This window comes from Streptomyces sp. NPDC127068, from assembly GCF_042724695.1.
Taxonomy (GTDB): Bacteria; Actinomycetota; Actinomycetes; order Streptomycetales; family Streptomycetaceae; genus Streptomyces.
On record NZ_JBHXEN010000088.1, the window covers coordinates 1 to 22669 of the forward strand.

Below are 22669 nucleotides of genomic sequence, written 5' to 3' on the forward strand. Positions count from 1 at the left end.
TATACCACCCCCCCCAAACTCCCCGCCCGCCTCATTTTTTTATAACCCCCCCCCCATCGCCCCCCCGGGGGCCCCGCTGGGGGGGGGCCCAACACCCGCCGTGCAGCACCCCCCCCCTCACTGGTGCTCGTTAGGTGGTGGAGGCGCGACGGCCACCGGAGCGACGCTCGCCGCCACGGCCGGCGTTCCCGCCGGCGCTGCCCGTCGCGGCCCGGCGGCCGGAGCCACGGCCACCGGAACTCGCCGCACCGTTCGCGGCCCCGGCGGTTCCCGTACGGCGGCCGGAACCACGCCCGCCGGTCGGGGGAGTGCCGCCGGTGGCGGTGGAGCCGTTCGCGGTACGGCGCTCCGCACCGCCGCGGCCCCGCGTTCCGGTGGCGGCTGCGGCGGATCCGGACTCGCCGGCGTTGCGGCGGCGCCGGCTCGATCGCCTGCTGGACCCGGAGCCGGCCTTCCGCTCGGACGCCTTCGGCGCCGTGGGCTGGGGCACCTCGATGGTGACGGCCACGCCGGACGGCTCACGGGCACCGGTGATGGTGGCCAGTTCCGTGTCGCTCGACTTGATGCGGGCCGTCTGGGGGCGGATGCCCGCGTCCGACATGAGCCGGGTCATGTCCCGCTTCTGTTCGGGCAGGACCAGCGTGACCACGCTGCCGGAGCCGCCGGCCCGGGCGGTGCGACCGCCCCGGTGGAGGTAGTCCTTGTGGTCGGTGGGCGGGTCGACGTTCACGACGAGGTCGAGATCGTCGACGTGTATGCCACGAGCCGCGACGTTCGTCGCCACCAGTGCGGTGACCTGGCCGTTCTTGAACTGCTCCAGGGTGCGGTTGCGCTGCGGCTGGGAACGGCCCCCGTGGAGCGCCGCGGCGCGGACCCCGACGGCCAGGAGCCGCTTGGTGAGCCGGTCGGCGGACCGCTTGGTGTCGAGGAAGAGGATGACCCGGCCGTCCCGCGCCGCGATGCGCGTGGTGACGGCCTTCTTGTCGGTCTCGTCCTGGAGGTGGAGCACATGGTGCTCCATCGTGGTCACCGCTCCGGCGGACGGGTCCACCGAGTGCACCACGGGGTCGGTCAGGAACCCGCGCACCAGCCGGTCGATGTTGCGGTCCAGGGTGGCGGAGAACAACATGCGCTGCCCGTCCGACCGGACCTGCCGGATCAGCTTGGTGATCTGCGGCAGGAAGCCCATGTCGGTCATCTGGTCGGCTTCGTCCAGCACGGTGATGCGGACCTCGTCGAGCACGCAGTCACCGCGCTCCACCAGGTCGTTCAGTCGGCCGGGAGTGGCCACGACCACTTCGGCGCCCCGTCGCAGGACGGCGGCCTGCTTGGTGATGGACAGCCCACCGACCACGGTGGTCAGTCGGAGGTTCACCGCCGTGGCGTACGGCGTCAGCGCCTCCGTCACCTGCTGGGCGAGCTCACGGGTGGGCACCAGCACCAGGGCCAGGGGGGTCCTGGGCTCGGCGCGCAGGCCGGTCGTGCGGGCCAGGACGGCCAGACCGAACGCGAGGGTCTTGCCGGATCCCGTACGTCCCCTGCCGAGGAGGTCCCGGCCGGCCAGCGAGTTGGGCAGGGTGGCCCCCTGGATGGGGAAGGGAGCGATCACACCCTGTGCGGTGAGGGTCTTCAGCAGCCCTGCGGGCATGTCCAGAGCAGCGAAGTCGTCGACGGCGGGAAGTGAGGGGGTCGTGCTTTCCGGCAGCCGGAATTCCCTGGGCGACGATGCGGAGGGCGACGGAGATGTGGCGCGCCGATTCGACTTCTGGGGCCTGCGGGACATGCGGATATTTGCCTTCCTTAAAACAGCGCAAACCGGGGTCCGCACCATGACGGTGCGGACCCCGGTCAGTGGATACGCGTCCGGCTATCAGGCGGGGACGATGTTCTCCGCCTGCGGACCCTTCTGGCCCTGCGTGACGTCGAAGGAGACCCGCTGGCCCTCCTGCAGCTCACGGAAGCCCTGGGTCGCAATGTTCGAGTAGTGGGCGAAGACGTCGGGGCCGCCGCCGTCCTGCTCAATGAAGCCGAAGCCCTTTTCGGCGTTGAACCACTTCACAGTTCCCTGTGCCATAATATTTCTCCTTTTCGGGCAGAGGCCCCATCCGGAGAATGCCGGGAAAACAAATAATGCGCCTGAGGAGAAGCAATCCCGTCAGGCGCACATAGGTTCATGGGTACCACAACTGCAACTTCTTGCAGCTTAGCACAGCTCGCCCCTCGATGTGGATCACTGGGGGGTCGTGGTGTCGTGTCGGTCCGGCGGGGCCGGCCCGGCGCTGTGGATCTATCGGGGTGGGTGCGGCCGGGGGTCTTCTCGCCCTCGGCGCTTCAGGTGCGCGAGGGGCGGCGCTCCGTGGGGTGGGTCGCGCGTCGGTCGCCGCAGCGGGCCGCCTGCCGGTCGTCCCCGTCGGTCGTCGCGGCCCGGGAACGTCGCCGCTCCCCTTGCCCACATGGGGGCGGGCGTTTCCTGTGGGCTCGTCACGGAGAAGGCGCGGGGCTGCTGTTGGCGTGCCGCCCGTGGGGGTCCGAGGGCGCGGCAGTATCCCAATTCGCCATGGGCATTTCAAGCGTGGTCAACCGGTCACCGAGCCGGTAGGTTGTCGCTCGCACAGCGGACACGGAGGTCCGCATAGCGGCGATCCCGCTCCTGGGCCTCCTTGGTCGGGGTGTTCTGGCGCTCCGTCACGAGGGACGGGCGCCTTCGTACGAGACGGTCCTCGACGCCGTCCGCCCCTCCTGTGCCGTGCCCCACCGCCGCCGCTCGTCGCGGCGAAGCTGTTCCACCTTCCGCGCCCCGCCCCGTTCCCCGGTGCTCTCCGCCCCCGTACGGCCGGCGCGCGTTCCCCCACTCACCGGCCGTCGCCCCTGCGTGCGGCCGGACAGACGAAAGGTGTCAGCCCCTCATGCGCACAACTCCCCTCGGCGGCCTGGCCGCCGGTGCCCTCGGTCTCGCCCTTCCGCTCGCCCTGGTCCCCACCGCGGTGTCCGCCGCGCCGAGCCCGACCCCGCTGGTCAAGGTCGCCCAGGCCCCGGCGGCCAGCGAGATCAAGGGTCAGTACATCGTCACCGTCAAGGCGGGCAACGACCCGGCCGCCGTCGCCGAGGCGCGCTCGGTCACCCCCGACTACGTGTACGACGCGGTGATCAACGGCTTCGCCGCCTCCCTGACCTCGACCGAGCTCACGGAGCTCCGCGCCGACCCGCGGATCCGGTCCATCGAAGAGGACCAGAAGGCCGCACCCTCCGCCACCCAGAACAACCCGCCGTGGGGCCTGGACCGAATAGACCAGCGCACCGGCCGCAGCAACTCGTACACCTACAACGGCACCGGTTCCGGAGTCACGGCCTACATCATCGACTCCGGCATCGACACCAGCCACCCGGACTTCGGCGGCCGGGCCCGCAACGTCTTCGACGCCTTCGGCGGCAACGGCCAGGACTGCAACGGCCACGGCACCCATGTCGCCGGCACCGTCGGCGGTTCCACCCACGGCGTGGCCAAGGGGGTGCAGCTGCGCGGCGTGAAGGTGCTGAACTGTCAGGGCTCGGGCTCCTTCTCCGGCATCATCGCCGGCTTCGACTGGGTCCGGCAGAACGCCGCGAAGCCCGCGGTCGCCAACGCCTCGCTCGGCGGGGGCTACTCGGCCGCCCTCAACAACGCCGCCACCGCCCTGGCCAACGCCGGGGTCCACACCACGGTGGCCGCGGGCAACAGCAACCAGGACGCCTGCAACTTCTCCCCGGCGAGCGCCGCGGGCGCCCTCTCGATCGCGGCCTCGGACTCCGGTGACGCCAAGGCCGGCTTCAGCAACTACGGCCGGTGCACCGACCTGTACGGTCCCGGGGTGAACGTCACGTCCACCCGGATGGGCGGCGGCACCACCAGCATGAGCGGCACGTCGATGGCGGCGCCCCACGTCGCCGGTGTGGCGGCGCTCTACAAGGGTGCCAACGGCGACGCCTCCAGCACCACCGTGAACAACTGGCTGGTCAACAACAGCACGCCCAACGTGATCCGCGGCAACGTCAGCGGCACTCCGAACCGGCTGCTGTTCAAGTCCACTCTCTGATTCGTCCCCGTCCGGGGTCCGTCCTTGCGGGGGCGGGCCCCGGACGCGTCGGTGCGGGGGAGCCGTGCGCCCCCGTGATCCCGTTCGCCGTCCTCAAGACCGTTGTCGGACCGTAGGGTTGGATCGTGAGGACCGAGCGAAGGGGGACCAAGGGGTGGGGGAGCACACGGTGCCGGGCGTACAGTCCTGCGACACCCGAAGGCCGACAGGAGCGCCGAGGGCGCGGAGCGGAACGGACCCGTACGGCATGACGACGACAGGTGCGTGGTGATGGGCGTGTTGCTCGCAGAGGTGCTGCCGCCCCGGGTGGTCGTCGCCGAGAGGTTCACCGATCCGTCGGACGTGTACCTCTTCCCCGAGGAGGAGGCCGTGATCGCCCGGGCCGTGGACAAGCGGCGCCGTGAGTTCAGCACCGGCCGGTACTGCGCGCGGCAGGCGCTCGCCGGGCTCGGGGTCGACGCCGTGCCGCTGCTCCCGGGGGAGCGGGGGGCGCCCGGGTGGCCACCGGGTGTGGTCGGCTCGCTGACGCACTGCGAGGGCTACCGGGCCGCTGCCGTCGCCCGCGACCACGAGCTGGTCTCGCTGGGCATCGACGCGGAGCCCCACGGGCCGCTGCCCGAAGGGGTCCTCGGCAGTGTCGCCCTGCCCGCCGAGGAGGAGACGCTGGCCGGCCTGGGGCGCGGGCGGCCCGACGTCCACTGGGACCGGCTGCTGTTCAGCGCGAAGGAGTCCGTGTACAAGACCTGGTTCCCGCTGACCGGCGAGTGGCTGGGGTTCGAGGAGGCCGAGCTCTCGTTCGTCCCGGACGAGGCCGGTGAGCCGTCCGAATCCGTCGGGGGGACCTTCCGGGCGCGGCTGCTGAAGACCGGGCACGACCCCCGGGGTCGGGCCTTGACGGGGTTCGAAGGACGGTGGGTGGTGACCCGGGGCCTGGTGCTGACGGCCATCGCCCACGCACCGGAGTCCTGAGCCCCGCGTCGCGTACGGGCACGGGCCGGTGTCGGGTCCCCGACACCGGCCCGTCCCTCAGGGCCGCTGCGTTCAACGCAGCACCGCCGCGACCAGTTCGGCCAACAACGCGGCGCGCACCGGCAGGTGTTCCACCAGTACGTGCTCGTCCTCCGCGTGCGCGCCGCCCCCGACGGCGCCGAGACCGTCCAGCGTCGGACATCCCACGCCCGCGGTGAAGTTGCCGTCGGAGGCGCCTCCCACCGCGGCACCGGTCAGCGGCGGCAACCCGAGGCGGGCGGCGGCCTCCTGCGCCAGGGCGAACAGTCCCGCCGACGCCTCCGGTTCGAGGGGCGGCCGGTTGGGGCCGCCCCGGACGTCCAGCCGTGCGCCCGGGGTGCGAACGGGCAGGGCGCGCAGCAGGTCGTCCACCCGGTGCTGGGCGTCGCGCGTCGGCACCCGCACGTCGACCGTGAAGTCGGCGCGGGCGGGCACGGTGTTGGCGGTGCTGCCCGCGGAGCCGAGGGTCGGGGTCAGCGTCGTCGTCCAGGAGGTCCCGGAGCCCGGCGACCCGTCGTTCAGCGTGGTGCCGAGCGCATCGACGGCGAGGACCTGGTGCGCCGCTTCGACGCCCGCGTTCACGCCCTTCTCGGGTTCGAGTCCGGAGTGGGCGGCCTTGCCGTGCACCGTGAACTCATAGCGGGAGGTGCCCTTGCGCGCGGTCTTCAGTGCCCCGCCGTCAGCCGAAGCCTCCAGTACGAGGGCCGCCGCGCACTCCCGGGCAGCGTCCTCGATCAGTGTCCGGGAGGTCGACGAACCGACCTCCTCGTCACCGGTGACCAGGATCCGGACGCCGTCGAGCGACGGCAGAGCGGCCAGTGCGTGGAACATCTGGACCAGTCCGGCCTTCATGTCGAAGACCCCGGGCCCCCGGGCCACGCCGTCGGCCACCCGCCACGGCCGGGTGCTCAACGACCCCGTCGGCCAGACCGTGTCGTGGTGCCCCACCAGCAGGACCCGGGGCGTCCCGAACGTCCAGGACAGATGGGTGACGCCGGCCACGACGACCGTCTTCGGGCCCGCTCCCAGCCGGTCCGTGCCCTGCCGCGCGACGACGGCGGCACTGCGTGCCACCGCCGCGTGGTCCGCCGAGAAGGACTCGCACCGCACCAACTCCTCCAGGTCCGTGAGCATCGCCGTGAGATCCATGGTGCTCCGTCCTCCCGCGCCGGTGTGGGCGCCGGCGTCGTCGTCCAGCATGGTCGGGACGTGCGGGGGAGGTGGCCGCACCGCATCGACGGCACCCGAACGCCTGGCGCTCGCCCCGCGCCCGGACGACGCAGACCGGTCGGCCGCCGCGCGGAACTCGCCGTGCGGCAGCCGACCGACCGGTGGGGTTCAGACGTGCTGGGGCACCTCGTCCTTCAGCATGCCCCTGAGTTGCTCCCGCAACTCTCCGGTGTCCTCATGACCGTGGACGGACGCCGCGTGTTCGGCGGCGGCCCGGACCACTTCGTCCTCCTCGCCCGAGATGGTGAGGGTGCAGTTCGACTCGCTGGGGTAGTCCCGGCAGTCGGCGACCTTGCGCATGACGTGCCTCCGTGGACTTCACATGTGGGGGCCTACCCCTTCAGCCTCCCTCGGTTCCCGCCCAGAGCCAAGGGCGGTCGCGTACCGGAGTCGGGCAGCGGCCCTCGGTGAGCACCGTCGGCGCAGCTGCGCCCGTCACCCGGTCAGTGATTCCGCACCGAGCCCGAGCAACGGAAAAATCGATGCTCAGACGTCAATGGCTTCATCATCTTCCGCTCACCGGCACCCGGCTGCCAGCATCAGCGCACTGTCACGGCTGAGGGAGAGAAATGGCCATTTTGACTCAACACAGACCCCTGCGTTCCCTCGCGGCGCTGGCCGCGGTGACCGCCCTGGCCGTCACCTCCTGCGGACGGTCCGACCAGGGCGGCGACACGGCGGTGAACGGTTCCGGGAGCGCGGGGAAGACCGCGAAGGAACTGCTTCCCGCATCGTTCGAGAAGAGCGGGGTGCTCCGGGTCGCCACCGCGGTGGGCTACCCCCCGATGGAGATGTACAAGCCGGGCACCACCGAGCTGACGGGCGTCGACCCCGACCTCGCGAAGGCCGTCGCCGACGAACTGGGACTGGAGCTCAAGCTCACCAACGCCGCGTTCGACGGGCTGATCCCCGGGCTGAAGTCCGGGCGCTTCGACCTGGTCATGTCGTCCATGACCGACAGCGCGCAGCGCCGGCAGGCCGTCGACTTCGTGGACTACTTCCGCACCGGCGGCGTGATCATGACGAAGAAGGGCAACCCGGAGGGCATCAAGACCCTGGACGACCTCTGCGGCAAGACCGTCGTCCTCGCCAAGGGCAGCTCCAACCTGGAGATCGGCGAGAAGCAGAACGCCGAGTGCGCGAAGAAGATGCGGATCTCACAGAGCGAGGACGCCCCCACCGGACTCCTCCAACTGGAGAGCGGCCGGGCGGTCGCCACCATCGTCGACTACCCGGTGGCCCAGATGTTCGCCGAGAAGAACAAGGCGTACGAGGTCGTGCCCACCCAGTACGGCGCCGCGCCCTGGGGCATCGCCGTGAGCAAGGACCAGAACGGGCTGCGCGACGCGGTGCACAAGGCGCTCCAGGACCTCATCGACAACGGCGCGTACAAGAAGGTCCTCGACAAGTACGGGGTCGCGGGCAGCGCCGTGCCCAAGGCCACCATCAACGACGGTCAGTGAGCCCGGGGGTGGAGAAGGACATGACCCGCCTCAGCAAGGACGACGCGGCGGTGGAGGCGGCCGGCACCCCCGACCCGGTGCCCGACCCCGCACCGCGACCGGGCACCGCGCCCCCGGACGACGAGTTCGCCTTCAAGGTCACCCGTCGCCCCCGGCCGGGCCGCTGGCTCGCGGTGCTCCTCGCCGCCGCCTGCACCGTGTGGCTCACGTACACCGTCGTGGTCAACCCCCACCTGCACTGGGACGTCATCGCGGAGTACCAGTTCGACGGGGTGATCCTCGAAGGACTGTGGGTGACCGTCCAACTCACCCTGATCTCGATGACCGCCGGCATCGCCATCGGCCTCCTGATCGCCGTGATGCAACTGTCCGAGAGCCCCGTCCTACGGCTCACCGCCAGCGCCTACACCTGGTTCTTCCGGGGCACCCCGCTGCTCGTCCAACTGATCTTCTGGTTCAACCTCGCCCTGTTGTTCCCCGTGATCAGCATCGGCATCCCCTTCGACGGCCCCAAACTCGTCGAGTGGCAGACCAACGCGGTCATCACCGGATTCGTCGCGGCGCTGCTCGGCCTCTCCATCAACGAGGGCGCCTACCTCGCCGAGATCGTCCGCGCCGGCATCCAGAGCGTCGACCCGGGCCAGCGCGAGGCGGGAGCCTCGCTCGGCCTGTCCAACCGGCAGATCCTCACCCGGGTCGTCCTGCCGCAGGCCATGCGGGTCATCATCCCGCCCTTCGGCAACCAGTTCATCTCCATGCTCAAGACCACCTCCCTGGTCTCGGTCATCGCGGGCGCCGACCTCATGACCGTCTCCCAACACCTCTACCTCGCCAACTTCGAGGTGATCGCCCTGCTGATGGTCGCCTCCCTCTGGTACCTCGCGCTCACCACCGTCGCCAGCGTCGCCCAGCACTTCATCGAGCGCCGCTACAGCCCCGGTGCCGCCCCCCTGCGCCGTCGGGTGCTGACCAACCTCGTCCCCGGACGCACCGGCAAGGGAGCCGTGTCGTGAACGACCTCGTCCTCAGGGCCCAGCGGGTCCGCAAGCGGTTCGGCGACATCGAGGTGCTGCGCGGCATCGACCTGGAGGTCCGCTCCGGAGAAGTGCTCTGCCTGATCGGCCCGTCCGGCTCCGGCAAGTCCACCCTGCTGCGCTGCTTCAACCACCTGGAGTCCATCGACGCGGGACGCGTGTGGCTCGACGGCGAACTCGTCGGCTACGAACCGCACGGCACCTCGGGCCGGGTCCTGCGGGAGCGGCGGGCCAAGGAGGTCCGGGCCCAGCGCGAACGCATCGGCATGGTGTTCCAACGCTTCCACCTCTTCCCGCACCGCACCGCCGTGCAGAACGTCATGGAAGGCCCCCTCGCCGTCAAGCGCCGTCCCCGCGCCGAAGCCGCACAGCAGGCCCGACGACTCCTCGACCGCGTCGGACTCGCCGACCGCGCCGACCACTACCCCGGTCAACTCTCCGGCGGCCAGCAACAGCGCGTCGCGATCGCCCGCGCCCTCGCCATGGAACCCACCCTGATGCTCTTCGACGAACCCACCTCCGCGCTCGACCCCGAACTCGTCGGCGAGGTCCTGGGCGTCATGAAGGACCTGGCCGCCAGCGGCATGACGATGGTCGTCGTCACCCACGAGATGGGCTTCGCCCGCGAGGTCGCCGACCGGGTCGTCTTCATGGACGACGGCCTCGTCGTGGAGTCAGGACCCCCCGAGGACCTCTTCGGCGCCCCGCGGCACGACCGCACCCGGGCCTTCCTCTCCACGGTGCTGTGATGGCGCGCCCCCTCGAACTGCTGCTGCGCGGCGGCACCCTCGTCGACGGCACCGGCGGCCCCGCCCGCACCGTCGACGTCGGCGTGGCCGACGGGTGCATCACCCTGCTGCCCACGGGCCGGCCCGCCACCGCCGACACGGTCCTCGACGTCGAAGGACAGGTCGTCGCCCCCGGGTTCATCGACGTCCACACCCACTCCGACGCACTCGCCGTACCCCAGGACGCCGAAGACCCCTCGGTCGCTGCGCTGCGGCTCGCCCCGCTCCTCCAGGGCGTCACCACGGAGATCGCCGGCAACTGCGGCTCCAGCCTCTTCCCCGCCCTGCCCGAACGGCTCCCCGCACTCGCCGAGCACCTGCGGGTGACCTTCGGCCTCGGACCCGTCGCACCCTGCCCCGACTTCGCCGCCTTCGCCGCCGGGCAGGCCCCCGCGCTGCGCGCCACCCACCTCGCCTCCCTGGTCGGCCACGGAACGCTCCGCGCCGGCGTCATGGGATTCGACGCCCGCACCCCCACCGCCGACGAGCTGGCCGCCATGTGCGAACTCCTCGACCGGGCCCTCGGCCAGGGCGCCGCCGGCCTCTCCACCGGGCTGATCTATCCACCCGGCACCTACGCCGACACCGAGGAGATCGTCGCCCTCGCCCGGGTCGCCGCACGGCACGGCAAGCCGTACGTGACGCACCTGCGCGACGAGATGTCCCAGATCGACCGGGCCCTGGAGGAAGCGCTGGAGATCGCCGTGCGCTCCGGGGCGCCGCTCCAGGTCTCCCACCACAAGACCGCCGGACGGCACGCCTGGGGCGCCACCCTGCGTACCCTGCCCAGACTGGAACGGGCCCGCGCGGAAGGAGTGGACGTGCTCTGCGACGTGTACCCCTACACCGCGGGCAGCACCGTCCTGCACGCGATGCTCCCGCCCTGGGCCAACGCGGGCGGCATCGGCGCCCTGCTGGCCCGGCTCCACCAGGAGTCCGTGCGCGAACTGATCCGGCGGGACATCGCCGAGGGCGTGGACGGATGGGAGAACACCGTCGGCAACGGAGGCTGGGACCTGATCGCCGTCGCCGCCGCGCCCACCCACCCCCACGTCCAGGGCCGGCGCATCGCCGACCTCGCCGCGGAACGCGGCTGCGACCCCGTCGACTACGTCTGTGACCTGCTGCTCGCCGAGCAGGGCGAGGTGACCATCATCAGCCACTCGATGCGCGAGGACGACGTGTGCCGGGTCATCGCCAGCCCGCTGTCCATGATCGGATCGGACGGCGTCCCCAAACCCGGCCGTCCGCACCCCCGCTGGGCGGGCAGCTTCGCCCGGGTCCTCGGCCACTACGGGCGCGACGAGCACCTCCTGACCCTGGAGACGGCCGTCCACAAGATGACCGGGCTGCCCGCAGCCCGCTTCGGACTCACCGGACGCGGCACCGTCCACCAAGGGGCCCACGCCGACCTGGTCGTGTTCGATCCCGCCACCGTGTCCGACCGGGCCACCTTCGACCGCCCGTTGGCCGCTCCGGACGGCATCGGCGCGGTGGTGGTCGCCGGGCGGCTCGCCGTGCGCGACGGCGCCCCGACCGGGGTGTGCGCCGGACGCGTCCTGGAGGTCCGATGAGCCTCGCCCGCGTCGCCGCGGCGGCCGGCCGCTCCGCCGCGCTGCCGCTCGTCCTCTCCGTCAGCGCGATCGACCTCGACGCCACGCACGGCACCGGCGACACCGACCGCATCGGCTTCCACGACGAGGTCGTCCTGCCCGTCGCGTCCACCGCGAAGCTGCTGCTCCTCGCCGAGATCGCCCGCCGGCTCGACACCGGGGAACTGCACGGCGACCGGACCGTCGACGTGCTCCCCGAGGACCACGCGGGTGGCACCGGACTGCTGGGCCGCCTCGGGCGCACCGGGTGGACCGTCGAGGACCTCTGCTGGCTCACCGCCTCCGTCAGCGACAACACGGCGACCAACGTCCTGCTGCGCCTCGTCGGACGGGACGCCACGGCCCGGCTCGCCGAGCGGCTGACGCTCCGGGACCTCACCCTGCACGACTCCGTACGGGACGTACGGGGCCCCGGGGTGCCCCCGGTCTTCGCCACCGGCACCGCCCGCGACCTGGCCCACCTGGTGGCGCACGCCGCGCGCGGCACGATGGTCTCCGCCGGGGCGTCCGCGCGGCTGCTGCGGTGGATGCGGGCCAACACCGACCACGCCCTGGTGCCGGCGCTCGTCGCCCACGACCCGTACGCGTCGGACTTCCCCGCACCCACGCCCGGCGCGCTGCTCATCGCCAACAAGACCGGCACGGACACCGGGGTGCGGGCCGACGTCGGCGTGCTCATCGGCACCCGGCGGCTCGTCTACGCGGTCGTCGCGCACTGGGACACCGCGCTCGGCGCCAGCACCGAACGCGCGGCCGTGCACGCCCTGCGGGACGTGGGACGGACCCTGGCCGACTGCGCGATGCCCCCGGGCCACGTCTGAGTCCTCACCACCGGGCGGGCGCACGGCTCCCCGTGCGCCCGCCCCGGCCGTTCAGGGGCGGGTGAGACCGAACTGGCTGCCGAGCAGGGTGCCCACCTCGCGCGCCGCCGTGCGCAGCTCCCCCAGGAAGTGGTCGAGCAACGGGTTCACATGGGTGGACCGGGTCGCGACCCCGATCCGACGGTGCAACTGCGGATGGTCCAGCCGGCACACGTGGACGCCCGCCGTGTCACCGATCCCCAGCGCCGGCACCAGGGCGATCCCCATGCCGGCACGGGCGAGGTTCACGGTCACCTGGTAGTGGTCGCTGCGGCACCGCACCCGCGGCAGGAACCCCTCGGCCGCACAGGCCCGCTCCAGCACCGGTTCGCCCGTGCTGCCGCCCCGCGTGCCGATCCAGGTCTCGCCCTCCAGGGCCGCGAGCCGCACCGTGGACTGCCGGCCCAGCCGGTGCCGCAGGGGCACGACGATCAACTGCGGCTCGTCGAAGAACATCTCCACGTCCACGGAGGCGTCACGGCACCAGGGATCGAGGGGGTGCTCGAAGACGACGGCCGCGTCCAGCCGCCCGGCCTCCAGACCGGGCACCAACTCGTGCGGCTGCCCGAGGATCAGTTCCAGCTCGACGTGCGGTCGGCGCGCCGAGAACCCGGACAGCGCACGGGGCAGCAGCTCCAGCCCGGAGGAGGCGAAGAACCCGAGCCGCAGCACCCCCGCCTCGCCCGCCGAGTGCTCCCGCAGATCGTCCTGCGCCAGGGCCATCAGATCGGCGATGGCCTGCGCGTGTTCCGCGAGCCGCTGCCCCGCCGCCGTCATCCGCAGGCTCTGCGGGGCCCGCTCGACCAGGGCGACGCCCACCTCCTGCTCCAGCCGCGCCAACTGGTGGGAGACCGCCGACGGGCTGAGGTGCAGTGCCTGGGCGGCGGCCACGATGGTGCCCCGCCGGGCGATCTCCAGCAGGACGAGCAGACGCGCACTGTTCAGCATCGCGTCAGACTAGGCGTTGCCCGCGCCCGCCACCGTGACCAGGGCGGTTCGGTCCGTGCGCGCCTCCCCGCCGCCGGCCCCGGGTTCCGTGACGTCGAGCCGCAGCAGGTCCTCGTCCGTCTCCCGCCGCACCACGAGCCGGGCGTCACCGCCCCGTACGAACACCACCGCAGGGCGCGGCAGCTTGTTGTAGTTGGAGGCCATGGCGTAGCCGTACGCCCCGGTCACCGGGGTCGCCAGGACGTCCGACACGGCGAGGTCGGCGGGGAGCGCCGCCCGGTCGATGATCACGTCGCCGCTCTCGCAGTGCTTGCCCACCAGCCGGGCCCGCAGCGGACGCGGAGCGCCGGGGCAGCGCGGCAGGAACGCCTCGTACCGGCTCGCGTACAGGGCGGGGCGCAGGTTGTCGCTCATCCCGCCGTCCACGCTCACGTACGTGCGCACCCCCTCGATGTGCTTGACGGTGCCGACCCGGTACAGCGTCAGTCCGGCCCGTGCGGTGATCGACCGGCCCGGCTCCACCGTCACCCCGCCGGACCAGCCCGCGCCGTGCACCGCCGCCCGCACGGCGTCCGCCCAGGCGGCGAAGGTCGGGACCCGCTGCCCGCCCTCGTACGCGACGCCGAGCCCACCGCCGACGGTCAGCCCCGCGGCGCCCACCCCGGTGGCGAAGCGGGCCATGGCAGCGGCCCCCGCCGCCAACTCGGACGGGTCGAGCACCTGCGAGCCCACGTGCGCGTGCACGCCGTCGAAGCGCATCGCCGGGCTGCGCCGGACCCGTCGGACCGCTTCGGCGGCGGTCCCGTCGGCGAGGCCGAAGCCGAACTTCGAGTCCCGCCCCCCGGTCCGGATCGCCTCGTGCGCACCTGCGGCGACCCCGGGCGCCACCCGCAGCAGCACCGGCACCGGAGGAAGGCCCTCGTCGCGGTGCAGGGCCTCGATGCGGTGCACCTCGTCGAAACTGTCGACCACCAGGTGGCGCACCCCGGCCCGGACGGCGGTCCGCAACTCGGACGTGTCCTTGTTGTTGCCGTGCACCACGATCCGGTCCGCCGGGACGCCGGCCCGCAGCGCCACCCGCAGTTCACCACCGGAGGCCACGTCGAGCAGCAGACCCTCCTCGTGGGCGAGCCGGGCCATGGCCGTGCACAGGAACGCCTTGGACGCGTAGGCCACCCGGTCCGCGCCGAACGCGTCGAGGGCTTCACGGCAGCGGCGCCGCAGGTGCTCCTCGTCGTACACGAACAGCGGGGTCCCGAAGCGCCCGGCCAGTTCCACCAGCGGCACTCCGCCGACGGCCAGCCCTCCGGGGCCGGACGTCGAGGTGAGGGGCAGCAGATCGGGGTCGACGGCTGAGGTCACGGTTCCTCCCACGGCAGGCTGGCTCCCGGCCATCCTGGGGCCCGCGGGGGGAACCGTGAAAGCGGATTCTTCGGGGGCTGAGCACCGACATTTCCGATGCTCGCCCCGATCGCCGGGCCGCCGGGGCCCGGTCAGCCCAACAGGGTCGCCGCGTGGTCCGGCACGTACGACTGGAGGTCCTTCGGCGGGCGCTCGTACCCGGAGGCGGGCGGACGCGACGGAATGGTGACGTCCGGCGGCGGAACCTCCCGGTAGGGGATCGTGGACAGGAGATGGGCGATCATGTTGAGCCGGGCCCGACGCTTGTCGTCGCTCTCGACGATGTGCCAGGGCGCCTCCGGGATGTCCGTGTGCACCAGCATCTCGTCCTTCGCCCGCGAGTACGCCTCCCACCGCGTGAGGGACTCCAGGTCCATCGGCGACAGCTTCCAACGCCGCAACGGGTCCTCCAGCCGCTTGCGGAAACGCCGTTCCTGCTCCGCGTCGCTCACCGAGAACCAGTACTTGCGCAGCAGGATGCCGTCCTCGACCAGCATCCGCTCGAAGATCGGGCACTGGTGCAGGAACCGCTGGTGCTCCGCCTTGGTGCAGAAGCCCATCACGTGCTCCACACCGGCGCGGTTGTACCAGCTCCGGTCGAACAGCCGCACCTCGCCGGCCGCCGGGAGGTGCGCCGTGTACCGCTGGAAGTACCACTGCCCGCGCTCCCGTTCGGTGGGCTGGGGCAGGGCCACGATCTGCGCCACCCGCGGGTTCAGGTACTCCGTCACCCGCTTGATCGTGCCGCCCTTGCCCGCGGCGTCACGACCCTCGAAGACGATGACCAGCCGCACCCCCTCGGCCCGCACCCACTCCTGGAGCTTCACCAACTCGGTCTGGAGCCGGTACAGCTCGCGCTCGTACGGTTCCCGCGGCATCTTCCGCCCGCCCGACCCCGCGCCCTTCGCCGCCATCCGTACGCCCTTCTCGCAGTGGAACGTCGCCCCCGGTCCACCCGGGTCCACCCGGGCCGGGGCCGACCAGCACCGTAACCGACCGCTCGGCCCGCCGACGTCCGGCACGACCACCGCCGCCCGGGCCGTGCGCACCCGGTGGCGGACGACGACCGCGCCCGGCCGTCCAACGGGAGCCGGGGGAACCGGCATTGCGGTCCGGACGGGAAGCGTTAGGGTCAGGCTCGCGAGTGCAGCGCGCGAACCGGCTGCCCGCACCTCGTCATGGAGCCCACGTCCACGGAGACCAACGGTGAGTCAACCCCCCGTCCCGCTCCGCGCGGCCCGCGCCCTGCCGGACCCGGTGATCCGACGTCAGCAGGGACGCGACCCCCGGCCCCCCGCCCCGACGAGACCCGGCGCCGGGCCGGAACCCTCCCTCCCGGAGGGCGCCGCACCATGAACATCAACCGGGGGATGAAGCGACTCGCCGCGAGCCTCGCGGACGCGGTGACCGGCCAGGACCTGGGCGATCCCACCAGCGCCGACGCACTGTGCCGGGCCCTGTGCGCAGAGATGGCGGAACGCCGCGGGCGGCCCATCGTGCTGCGCTTCGAGAGGTTCCCCGACGAGGCAGGGATCACCGGACTCATGCTGAGCTTCGACACCTACGACATGATCCTCGTCGAACAACGCCACGACCCCGTACAGCAGGTGGTCGTCGTCGGACACGAACTGTGGCACCTGACGCAGGGCCACGGCCGGCCCGCCGAAGGAGACCCCGTCGTCCCCGCCGAAGCCCTCGCCGGCGATGCGGGCGCCCGACCCGGACCGGCCGGGCGGTGGGCGGACGTCCTGCGCTCGTTCGCGGCCCGCAGCCACTGCCACGACGACCACGAACGGGACGCCGAAACGTTCGGGCTCCTGCTCGGCAGCCGACTGCGCACGCTCATCGAGGACCCCCACCACCGGCGCGCGGCCCACCGCGACGGCATCAGCAACCGCATCCAGGCCTCCCTCGGAGTCCGGTGACCGCGTGCCGCCCTCCGACACCCACCTCAGCTACCTCATCGCAGCCGCCGTCCTCAGCGCCGCCCTGGTCTACAAGACCCCGGCCATCGTCCGGTTCTGGCGCGACAAACTGCTGCGCGCCGTCGGGGGTCTGCTCGTCCTCGCCTGCGGGGTGTTCTTCTTCGCGAACCCCCGCACCATCGTCTGGCTCAACGACGTCACCGGAGTCCCGAACGTCTCCGCGCCGTGGGTGTACACCCTGCTGACGGCGTTCTGCGCCTCGTGCCTCGTGCTGCTCATCGTCTGGAAGGACGACGACCGGACCGTCACCCGCCGCTCGGTGCGCTGCGTCACGGTCGCCTACGCCACCGTGATCGTCGGCCTGTGGATCCTCTTCGCCCTGGCCGACGTGCCCGACGAGCGCGTGCAGGACCTCGACACGCACTACGCCACCACGCCCTTCGTCCGCGAGGTCGTGGTCCTCTACCTGCTGGCCCACACGGTGGCGGTGCTCATCACCTCGTACCTGATCTGGTCCTGGCAGGGACGCCTGTGCGGGTGGCTGCGCAGCGGCGTCGTCTGCCTCGGGATCGGCTACGTGGCGAACCTGGGCTTCGACACCCTCAAGTGGACCGCCGTGGTGGCCCGGTGGACGGGCGGGAACCTGGACCACCTCAGCACCACGATCGCCCCGCCGGTGGCCTGCGTCAGCGCCGTCTTCATCGGCGCGGGCTTCATCCTCCCGCACGCCGGACAGGCGGCCCAGGGCTGGTGGCACGCCCGGACCAGCCACTGGCGGCTGCGCCCGCTGTACCGACTCCTGAAGGCCCACGCCGAGGTGAAGCCGTCCCTGACGGTGGGCCGTTCGCGCAGCGCCGCACTCGCGCTGACCGCGCGCGAGACGTACATCGGCGACGAGGTGATCCACCTCGGGCCCCACATCGACTACGCGTTGTGGCGGCTGGCGCACCACGAGGCGCTGCACGGCGGCGCGGCACCCGAGGACGCCACCGGCATCGCCGGCGCCGTCACCCTCCTCGCCGCGATCGAGCGCCGCGCCACCCGTCGCGACGGCGAGGACGGCCGGGACCACGCCCCCGGCGCCCCGCTCGGCGGCCAGGCCCAACAGATCGCCCGGGCCCTGCGCTCTCCCGACCTCGTCGCAGCGGTTCGCGCACGCGTGAACGCCCGAACAGAAAGCGTGGCCCCATGAGTGATCGTTCCCCCCGCTCCGGCAGACCCAGCAGATCCCCCCTATCCGGCAGATCCGGCAGATCCGCCGTCGTCCTCGGCGGCGGCCTCGCCGGAATGCTGACCGCACAGGCGCTGTCCGGCCTCGCCGACGTGACCGTCGTGGAACGCGACGAGCTTCCGACCGGCCCGGCGTCCCGCAAGGGCCTGCCCCAGGCGCGCCACGTCCACCTGCTGTGGTCCGGGGGAGCCGAGGCCGTCGAAGAACTGCTGCCCGGCACCGTCAACCGACTGTTGGCCCGGGGCGCCCACCGGCTGGCCCTGCCCGACGACATGATCGGCTTCTCGCCCCAGGGATGGCTGCGCCGCTGGGCGGGCGAGCACTACATGCTGCTGTCCTCCCGGGACCTCCTCGACGCGACGCTGCGCGCGGAGGTCCTCGCCTCCGAACGGGTGACGCTCCGTCAGCACACCGAGGTCCTCGGCCTCACCGGGGACGGGTCGGCGGTGGCCGGGGTCCGGGTCCGCGACCGCGAGGGCGTGCAGCGCACGCTCCGCGCCGACCTGGTCGTCGACACCACCGGCCGCTCCTCCCGGGCCGCCGGCTGGCTGCGCTCCCTCGGACTGCCCCCGGTCCCCGAACGCACCGTGTCGTCGGGGCTCGTCTACGCGAGCCGGCTGTACCGGGCGCCCGAAGCGGCCCGCGGCGGCTTCCCCGCGGTCAACATCCAGGCCGACCCCCGCGGCCCCGGCCCGGGACGCGCCGGAACCCTGGTGCTGATCGAGGACGGCCGCTGGCACGTCACGCTGTCCGGCACCACGGGCGGTGCACCGTCCGGCCGCAACGACGCGTTCGAGCCGTTCGCCCGGGGGCTGCGGCACCCGGTGCTGGCCGATCTCATCGCCGACGCGGAACCCCTCGACGACGTGGTCCTCACCCGGGCCACAGCCAACCGCCGCCACTACTACGAGCGCGCCCGCCGCTGGCCCGACGGGTTCGCCGTCCTCGGGGACGCCGTCGCCGCGTACAACCCGATCTACGGACACGGCATGTCGGTGGCCGCGCAGAGCGCCCGCGCCCTGCGCGCCGTCCTGCGGCGGCGCGGCTGGGGCACGCCCGGGCTCGCCCGCCACCTCCAACGGGCCATCGCCGGCCCGGTCGCGGTGGCCTGGGACCTGGCCACCGGCCAGGACGTCTTCTACCCCGGCGCCACCCCGAACGGCCCCACCCTGCGGGAACGGGCCACCGCGGCCTACGTGGACCGCCTCATGCACACCGCGACCGGCAACGGGCGGATCGCCAGGGAACTCACCCGGGTGACCTCGATGGAGGACGGCCCGCTGCTCCTCCTGAAACCGTCCGTCCTCCTCGCGGCCGTCCGCGGCCCCCTCCGACCCCCGCTCGGCGGGCCGCCGTTGACTCCTGCGGAGCGCGGCGCGGTCGGGTGAGGACCCGCGCGGGGCCCTGCGGGTCTGCGCGGGTGGCGGCGTGCGTACGGCGGTCGCGTTGTCAGACCCCTCTGCCAGAGTGACCCCATGGACACGAGCACACCGCACCCGCCCACCCCCCAGGACACCCCGCCCGCCCGGGTGGAGGAGGCGATCCCGGTCCTCCGGGTGCAGGAGGCCGCCCGGGCCGTCCGCTGGTACGCCCGACTGGGGTTCACCCAGCAGTGGGAGCACCGCTTCGAACCCGGCCTGCCCGCCTTCGTGGAGGTGGCCCGGGGCGCGGTCCGCCTGTTCCTCTCCGAGCACGTCGGGGACGCGCGCCCCGGCACCCTGGTGTACCTCCGGGTGGCGGACGTGGACGCGGTGGCGGCCGAGTTCGGTGTCACCGCCCAGGACGTGCCGTGGGCCAGGGAGATCGAGTTGAGCGACCCCGACGGCAACCGACTGCGGGTCGGCACGCCGTTGGAGTGAGCCGGTGCCCGCCGTCGCTGGCACCGGCAGCCGACAGCCGTCAGTGCTTGCCGGAGGCGGCGACGTCCAGCTTCCGGTCGAAGGTCTTCCCACCGTCCCGGGACTCGTAGACGCCGTCCTGGGAGGCGACGACGAGACGTTGCCCGTCGAGCGCGGTCAGTGCCTGGGGAGCGCCCCCGGGCACCGTGCCCCGCTCGCTCCAGCCGGTCCCGCCGTCGCGGCTCACCGAGAGCACGCCCCTCGCATCGACCGCGAACAGCGCGTCCTGCTTCGCCCAGGACACGAAGGCGGGGGCGGGCCCGGTGACGCCGGCGAAGGTCCTGCCCCCGTCGGTGCTGCGGAGGAGACCCTGCTCCGCGGTGGCGAGCACGGTGTCCGGGTCCCGGGGGCTGACGGCGATGTCGAGCGCCGTCAGCGAGGCCCGGTCGTCCCAGGTCACGCCGTCGGCGCTGACCCGCAGCAGGCCGTTGGTGCTGTCGTACCCGTAGACGGTCTCGTGGGCGTACTCCAGCGCGTGGAAGTCGACCTCGCCGCTGAGTGACTTGTCCTTCCAGGTGCGGCCGGTGTCGGTGCTCTCGATCAGCCCCAGGTTGCTGGGCGCGTCCCGGCCCGGCGCGGGGTGGCCGCTGGCGAGGAAGGCGCCGGACTTCCCGAGGGCGAAGCCCATGAAGTCGTCCTTGCGGTCGCCGACCAACTCGGGGTGCCCTTCGGCGTCCGGGGTGTAGATCCCGTCGTGCGTGGCGACGTAGAGCTTGCCGTCCTCGGGGCCGACCGCCACACCGTGGATGTGGCTGATCGTCGCCCCGGCGTCGCCGTCCGCCGCGTCGTCGTCGCCCGGTGAGCAGGCACCGAGGACCAGGGCGAGGGCGAAGGCCGACAGGGAAGCGGCTACGGGCAGGGCGGTGCGGTGCTTCATGGTGGTGTCCTGATCGGGTGTCGGGCGCGGGGGTGCCGCGCGGGCGTCGACCCACGGCCGCCGGGTGGTGCCCGTGCGGTCGGGGTCGCCGTGGGTGGGGTCGCCGTGGGCGGGGGAGTGGTGGGGGTGCGGGCGGGGTTCAGGTGCCCGCCCGCACCCGCCGGGTCACGGGCCGGGCCGGAGCAGGACGAGTCGGTGCCCGTCCCGCCCCGGACCGTGCGGTACCCGTGCGGTCAGAGTCGGTCGAGGATCTTGTTGAGCTGATCGACCTCGGTCGACTGGGCCTTCACCACGTCGTCGGCGAGCTCCTTGGCCGTCGCATTGCGGCCGTTCTTCTGCTCGTCCTCGGCCATCTCGATGGCCCCGTTGTGGTGGTCGATCATCAGCTGCGCGAACTTCCTGTCGAACGCGGTGCCCTTGGCGTCCTTGAGCGCGGCCATGTCCTCGTCGGTCATCATTCCGGACATCCCGCCGGAGCCGCCGGAGTGGCCGCCGTGGTCCGCACCGTCACCCGCCGACTCGGGCTTGCCCCATGCCGTGAGCCAGGACTTCATCTTCTGGATCTCGGGGTCCTGGGCCCGGGAGATCTCCTCGGTGAGCGCCTTGACCTCGGGGTCCTCGGCGCGGCCGTCCGCGAGGGCGGACATCTCCAGTGCCTGCTCGTGGTGGGGGATCATCATCTGCGCGAACATCACGTCCGCGTCGTTGAAGGCACCCGGTGCCGGGTTCGCACCGGACGGCACGGGCGACGCGCTGGCGCTCGCGGCGCCGGAGCCGCCGCTGCCGTGGTCCATGCCGTCCATGGAGTCGTCGCCACCGCAGGCGGCGAGCAGCAGGCTCGCGGCGGCGACGGCGCCCACCAGGGCGAACCGGCGGACGGGGGTACGGTGCGGGGCATGCGTGAAGGCGGTCATGTCACAACCTCTTGATGCTGTCTGTGCCAGGGGAAAAGGGCCGGAGCGCGGGAGCGGGCACGGGCTGCCGAAGGGCAGCGCGCGGCACCCGCAGGGGCGTTCGGCCTAGATCCGCAGGACGGACAGTTGCAGGAGGTCGGGACTGCGCGGTGGCGGCAGGGGCAACAGGGAACGCAAGGCGCCCGTGCGCAAGCGGACGAGCCATTCCGTGCGACGGCGCAGCGCGGCGGCCACCAGGGCGGCCAGGGCCCAGGCCCCGAGCACGGCCACGCACAGGGAAGCCAGGTCCATCGCCATGCCGGAGCCGTGCGAGGAGGGCGCGCCGTCGTGTGCCGTGTCGGCCGTTAGCGCAGCGGTCCGCTCGGGCCCGTGCGGGCCGAACACGGCGGGAGCCGCCGGAATCCCCGACCCGTGCCCGGTCGCGCTCGTCGTGCTGGCGCCGGACCCGTGCGCGGCGGTCCCACCCGAGGACGAGCCGTCCGGGTGACCCACGGTGTGCATCAGGAAGACCCCGAGCGCGAGCGCGGCCACGAGCAGCAAGTGCCCCCAGGCACCCGCCGTCCGCAGACTCCGGCTTGCTCGCATGAGGTTCGTCCCCTCCGATCGTCGACCGTCGGACACCCCGCCGCCGGGGTGTCGCCCCGACCATACCCAAGGGGGGCATCCCGCACCGAACGCGGGCCGCCCGGACGGCCGCTGCTCCCTGCCCGGTGCCCGGTGCCCGGTGCGTGGACGCGGTCGCGGTGCCGGCACGGGGTCTGGGCCCGCGGTCGGGCATTACCTCCGGCGTAATCGACCCGCCCCGGGGACCGCGGGCATGGTGGAGCCATCGGCCCCCGGGGCGGCGCACTCCGCCTCGGGAGCCGGGCCGATCAGCTCGTTCGAACCCCTTGGAGGGTGATCCACATGTCCACCACGCTTCCGCTCGCCGCGCTGGCCCGCACCACCGAGCCGGTGACCATGTTGCGGCGCTTCCTCGCCCTCGATGCCGTCGTCACCGGTGTCAACGGCATCGCCTACCTCGCGGCCTCCGGTCCGCTGGGCCGGCTGCTCGGCGTCGACCGGGGCCTGCTCCTGGCGATCGGTGGGTTCCTCACCCTCTACGGGATCGGGGTGGCCGTGCTGGGAGCACAGCGCGTGCCGTGGACGGTCGGGGTCCGCGCGGTCATCGAGGGCAATGCGGTCTGGGCCGTCCTCAGCGTGATCGCCGTCCTGTTCTGGCTGTCGCCGACCACGGCCGGGGCGGTCTGGGTCCCGCTCCAGGCCGTGACGGTCGGTGGCTTCGCCCTCCTCCAGCACATGGCCCTGCGGGCGGTGAAGGACGCCGGGCAGCGGGCGTGAGGCGGGCTCGCACCGCCGGTGGGACCCGGTGTGCGGACGCGGTCGGAACCCGGGAGGAGGTGCCC

General features: G+C 72.8%; 22 protein-coding genes. 12 read left to right on the top strand and 10 right to left on the bottom strand.

All coding sequences use genetic code 11. From position 1 onward, the window contains the following. Positions 1-130 precede the first annotated feature (130 nt). Positions 131-1783, bottom strand: coding sequence for a DEAD/DEAH box helicase (locus tag ACFWIA_RS33765; RefSeq protein WP_387011088.1), 1653 nt, complete (start codon positions 1781-1783; stop codon positions 131-133). An 87-nt stretch (positions 1784-1870) separates the two neighbouring features. Further along, positions 1871-2074 carry a cold-shock protein gene (locus ACFWIA_RS33770; protein ID WP_030069301.1) on the bottom strand — a complete coding sequence of 68 codons (204 nt, stop codon included), beginning with the start codon at positions 2072-2074 and terminating at the stop codon, positions 1871-1873. An 832-nt stretch (positions 2075-2906) separates the two neighbouring features. Between ACFWIA_RS33770 and ACFWIA_RS33775 the strand changes: the two genes are divergently transcribed. Beyond that, entirely contained in the window at positions 2907-4073 is a 1167-nt protein-coding gene (locus tag ACFWIA_RS33775; RefSeq protein ID WP_387011089.1) for a S8 family peptidase, read from the top strand. A 279-nt stretch (positions 4074-4352) separates the two neighbouring features. Further along, the gene (locus tag ACFWIA_RS33780) at positions 4353-5042 is read left to right on the top strand and encodes a 4'-phosphopantetheinyl transferase (RefSeq protein ID WP_387011106.1); all 690 of its coding nucleotides are present in this window, start codon (positions 4353-4355) and stop codon (positions 5040-5042) included. A gap of 72 nt (positions 5043-5114) precedes the next feature. On the opposite strand, the gene ACFWIA_RS33785 is transcribed toward ACFWIA_RS33780, so the two are convergent. Together ACFWIA_RS33785 and ACFWIA_RS33790 are read right to left on the bottom strand one after the other, a co-directional pair. Continuing rightward, positions 5115-6215 carry a M20/M25/M40 family metallo-hydrolase gene (locus ACFWIA_RS33785; protein WP_387011107.1) on the bottom strand — a complete coding sequence of 367 codons (1101 nt, stop codon included), beginning with the start codon at positions 6213-6215 and terminating at the stop codon, positions 5115-5117. Between the two features lie 204 nt (positions 6216-6419). Next, positions 6420-6611, bottom strand: a complete 192-nt coding sequence (locus tag ACFWIA_RS33790; RefSeq protein ID WP_387011090.1) for a DUF1059 domain-containing protein — start codon at positions 6609-6611, stop codon at positions 6420-6422. 269 nt (positions 6612-6880) lie between these two features. On the opposite strand from ACFWIA_RS33790, the gene ACFWIA_RS33795 reads away from it, so the two are divergent. Genes ACFWIA_RS33795 through ACFWIA_RS33815 form a run of 5 tightly spaced genes read left to right on the top strand, consistent with a single transcriptional unit; the run spans position 6881 to position 12030 of the window. Further along, the gene (locus ACFWIA_RS33795; protein ID WP_387011091.1) at positions 6881-7774 is read left to right on the top strand and encodes an ABC transporter substrate-binding protein; all 894 of its coding nucleotides are present in this window, start codon (positions 6881-6883) and stop codon (positions 7772-7774) included. A 20-nt stretch (positions 7775-7794) separates the two neighbouring features. Then, complete coding sequence (locus ACFWIA_RS33800; protein WP_387011092.1) at positions 7795-8787, top strand: amino acid ABC transporter permease; 993 nt, start codon at positions 7795-7797, stop codon at positions 8785-8787. Then, a complete protein-coding gene (locus tag ACFWIA_RS33805; RefSeq protein WP_387011093.1) occupies positions 8784-9557 on the top strand; it encodes an amino acid ABC transporter ATP-binding protein in 774 nt (257 codons plus the stop codon). Before ACFWIA_RS33800 ends, ACFWIA_RS33805 begins: the two co-directional genes overlap by 4 nt. Then, entirely contained in the window at positions 9557-11170 is a 1614-nt protein-coding gene (locus ACFWIA_RS33810; RefSeq protein ID WP_387011094.1) for an amidohydrolase family protein, read from the top strand. Before ACFWIA_RS33805 ends, ACFWIA_RS33810 begins: the two co-directional genes overlap by 1 nt. After that, positions 11167-12030, top strand: coding sequence for a serine hydrolase (locus ACFWIA_RS33815; RefSeq protein WP_387011095.1), 864 nt, complete (start codon positions 11167-11169; stop codon positions 12028-12030). Before ACFWIA_RS33810 ends, ACFWIA_RS33815 begins: the two co-directional genes overlap by 4 nt. A gap of 51 nt (positions 12031-12081) precedes the next feature. On the opposite strand, the gene ACFWIA_RS33820 is transcribed toward ACFWIA_RS33815, so the two are convergent. From ACFWIA_RS33820 to ppk2, 3 genes are all read right to left on the bottom strand, one after another. Further along, positions 12082-13017, bottom strand: coding sequence for a LysR family transcriptional regulator (locus ACFWIA_RS33820; protein ID WP_387011096.1), 936 nt, complete (start codon positions 13015-13017; stop codon positions 12082-12084). 9 nt (positions 13018-13026) lie between these two features. Next, a complete protein-coding gene (gene lysA, locus ACFWIA_RS33825; RefSeq protein ID WP_387011097.1) occupies positions 13027-14379 on the bottom strand; it encodes a diaminopimelate decarboxylase in 1353 nt (450 codons plus the stop codon). 131 nt (positions 14380-14510) lie between these two features. Further along, positions 14511-15332: a polyphosphate kinase 2 gene (gene ppk2, locus ACFWIA_RS33830; protein WP_387011108.1), complete on the bottom strand. Its 822-nt coding sequence runs from the start codon at positions 15330-15332 to the stop codon at positions 14511-14513. Between the two features lie 438 nt (positions 15333-15770). On the opposite strand from ppk2, the gene ACFWIA_RS33835 reads away from it, so the two are divergent. The 4 genes from ACFWIA_RS33835 (at position 15771) to ACFWIA_RS33850 (ending at position 19433) form a co-directional block, all read left to right on the top strand. After that, positions 15771-16343: a toxin-antitoxin system, toxin component gene (locus tag ACFWIA_RS33835; RefSeq protein ID WP_387011098.1), complete on the top strand. Its 573-nt coding sequence runs from the start codon at positions 15771-15773 to the stop codon at positions 16341-16343. Positions 16344-16347: 4 nt separating this feature from the next. Beyond that, a complete protein-coding gene (locus ACFWIA_RS33840) occupies positions 16348-17535 on the top strand; it encodes a hypothetical protein (RefSeq protein ID WP_387011099.1) in 1188 nt (395 codons plus the stop codon). Next, positions 17532-18962, top strand: coding sequence for an FAD-dependent monooxygenase (locus ACFWIA_RS33845; RefSeq protein ID WP_387011100.1), 1431 nt, complete (start codon positions 17532-17534; stop codon positions 18960-18962). The genes ACFWIA_RS33840 and ACFWIA_RS33845 overlap by 4 nt, the downstream gene beginning before the upstream one ends. Positions 18963-19049: 87 nt before the next feature. Beyond that, the gene (locus ACFWIA_RS33850; protein WP_387011101.1) at positions 19050-19433 is read left to right on the top strand and encodes a glyoxalase superfamily protein; all 384 of its coding nucleotides are present in this window, start codon (positions 19050-19052) and stop codon (positions 19431-19433) included. A 40-nt stretch (positions 19434-19473) separates the two neighbouring features. Here ACFWIA_RS33850 and ACFWIA_RS33855 read toward each other — a convergent pair whose 3' ends face one another. The 3 genes from ACFWIA_RS33855 to ACFWIA_RS33865 form a co-directional block, all read right to left on the bottom strand. Then, the gene (locus ACFWIA_RS33855) at positions 19474-20349 is read right to left on the bottom strand and encodes a F510_1955 family glycosylhydrolase (RefSeq protein WP_387011102.1); all 876 of its coding nucleotides are present in this window, start codon (positions 20347-20349) and stop codon (positions 19474-19476) included. Positions 20350-20582: 233 nt separating this feature from the next. Next, positions 20583-21263 (bottom strand): DUF305 domain-containing protein, encoded by a 681-nt coding sequence (locus tag ACFWIA_RS33860; protein ID WP_387011103.1) that lies wholly within the window; start codon positions 21261-21263, stop codon positions 20583-20585. A gap of 105 nt (positions 21264-21368) precedes the next feature. Continuing rightward, complete coding sequence (locus tag ACFWIA_RS33865) at positions 21369-21848, bottom strand: hypothetical protein (RefSeq protein ID WP_387011104.1); 480 nt, start codon at positions 21846-21848, stop codon at positions 21369-21371. A 321-nt stretch (positions 21849-22169) separates the two neighbouring features. On the opposite strand from ACFWIA_RS33865, the gene ACFWIA_RS33870 reads away from it, so the two are divergent. Further along, entirely contained in the window at positions 22170-22604 is a 435-nt protein-coding gene (locus ACFWIA_RS33870; RefSeq protein WP_387011105.1) for a hypothetical protein, read from the top strand. Positions 22605-22669 lie beyond the last annotated feature (65 nt).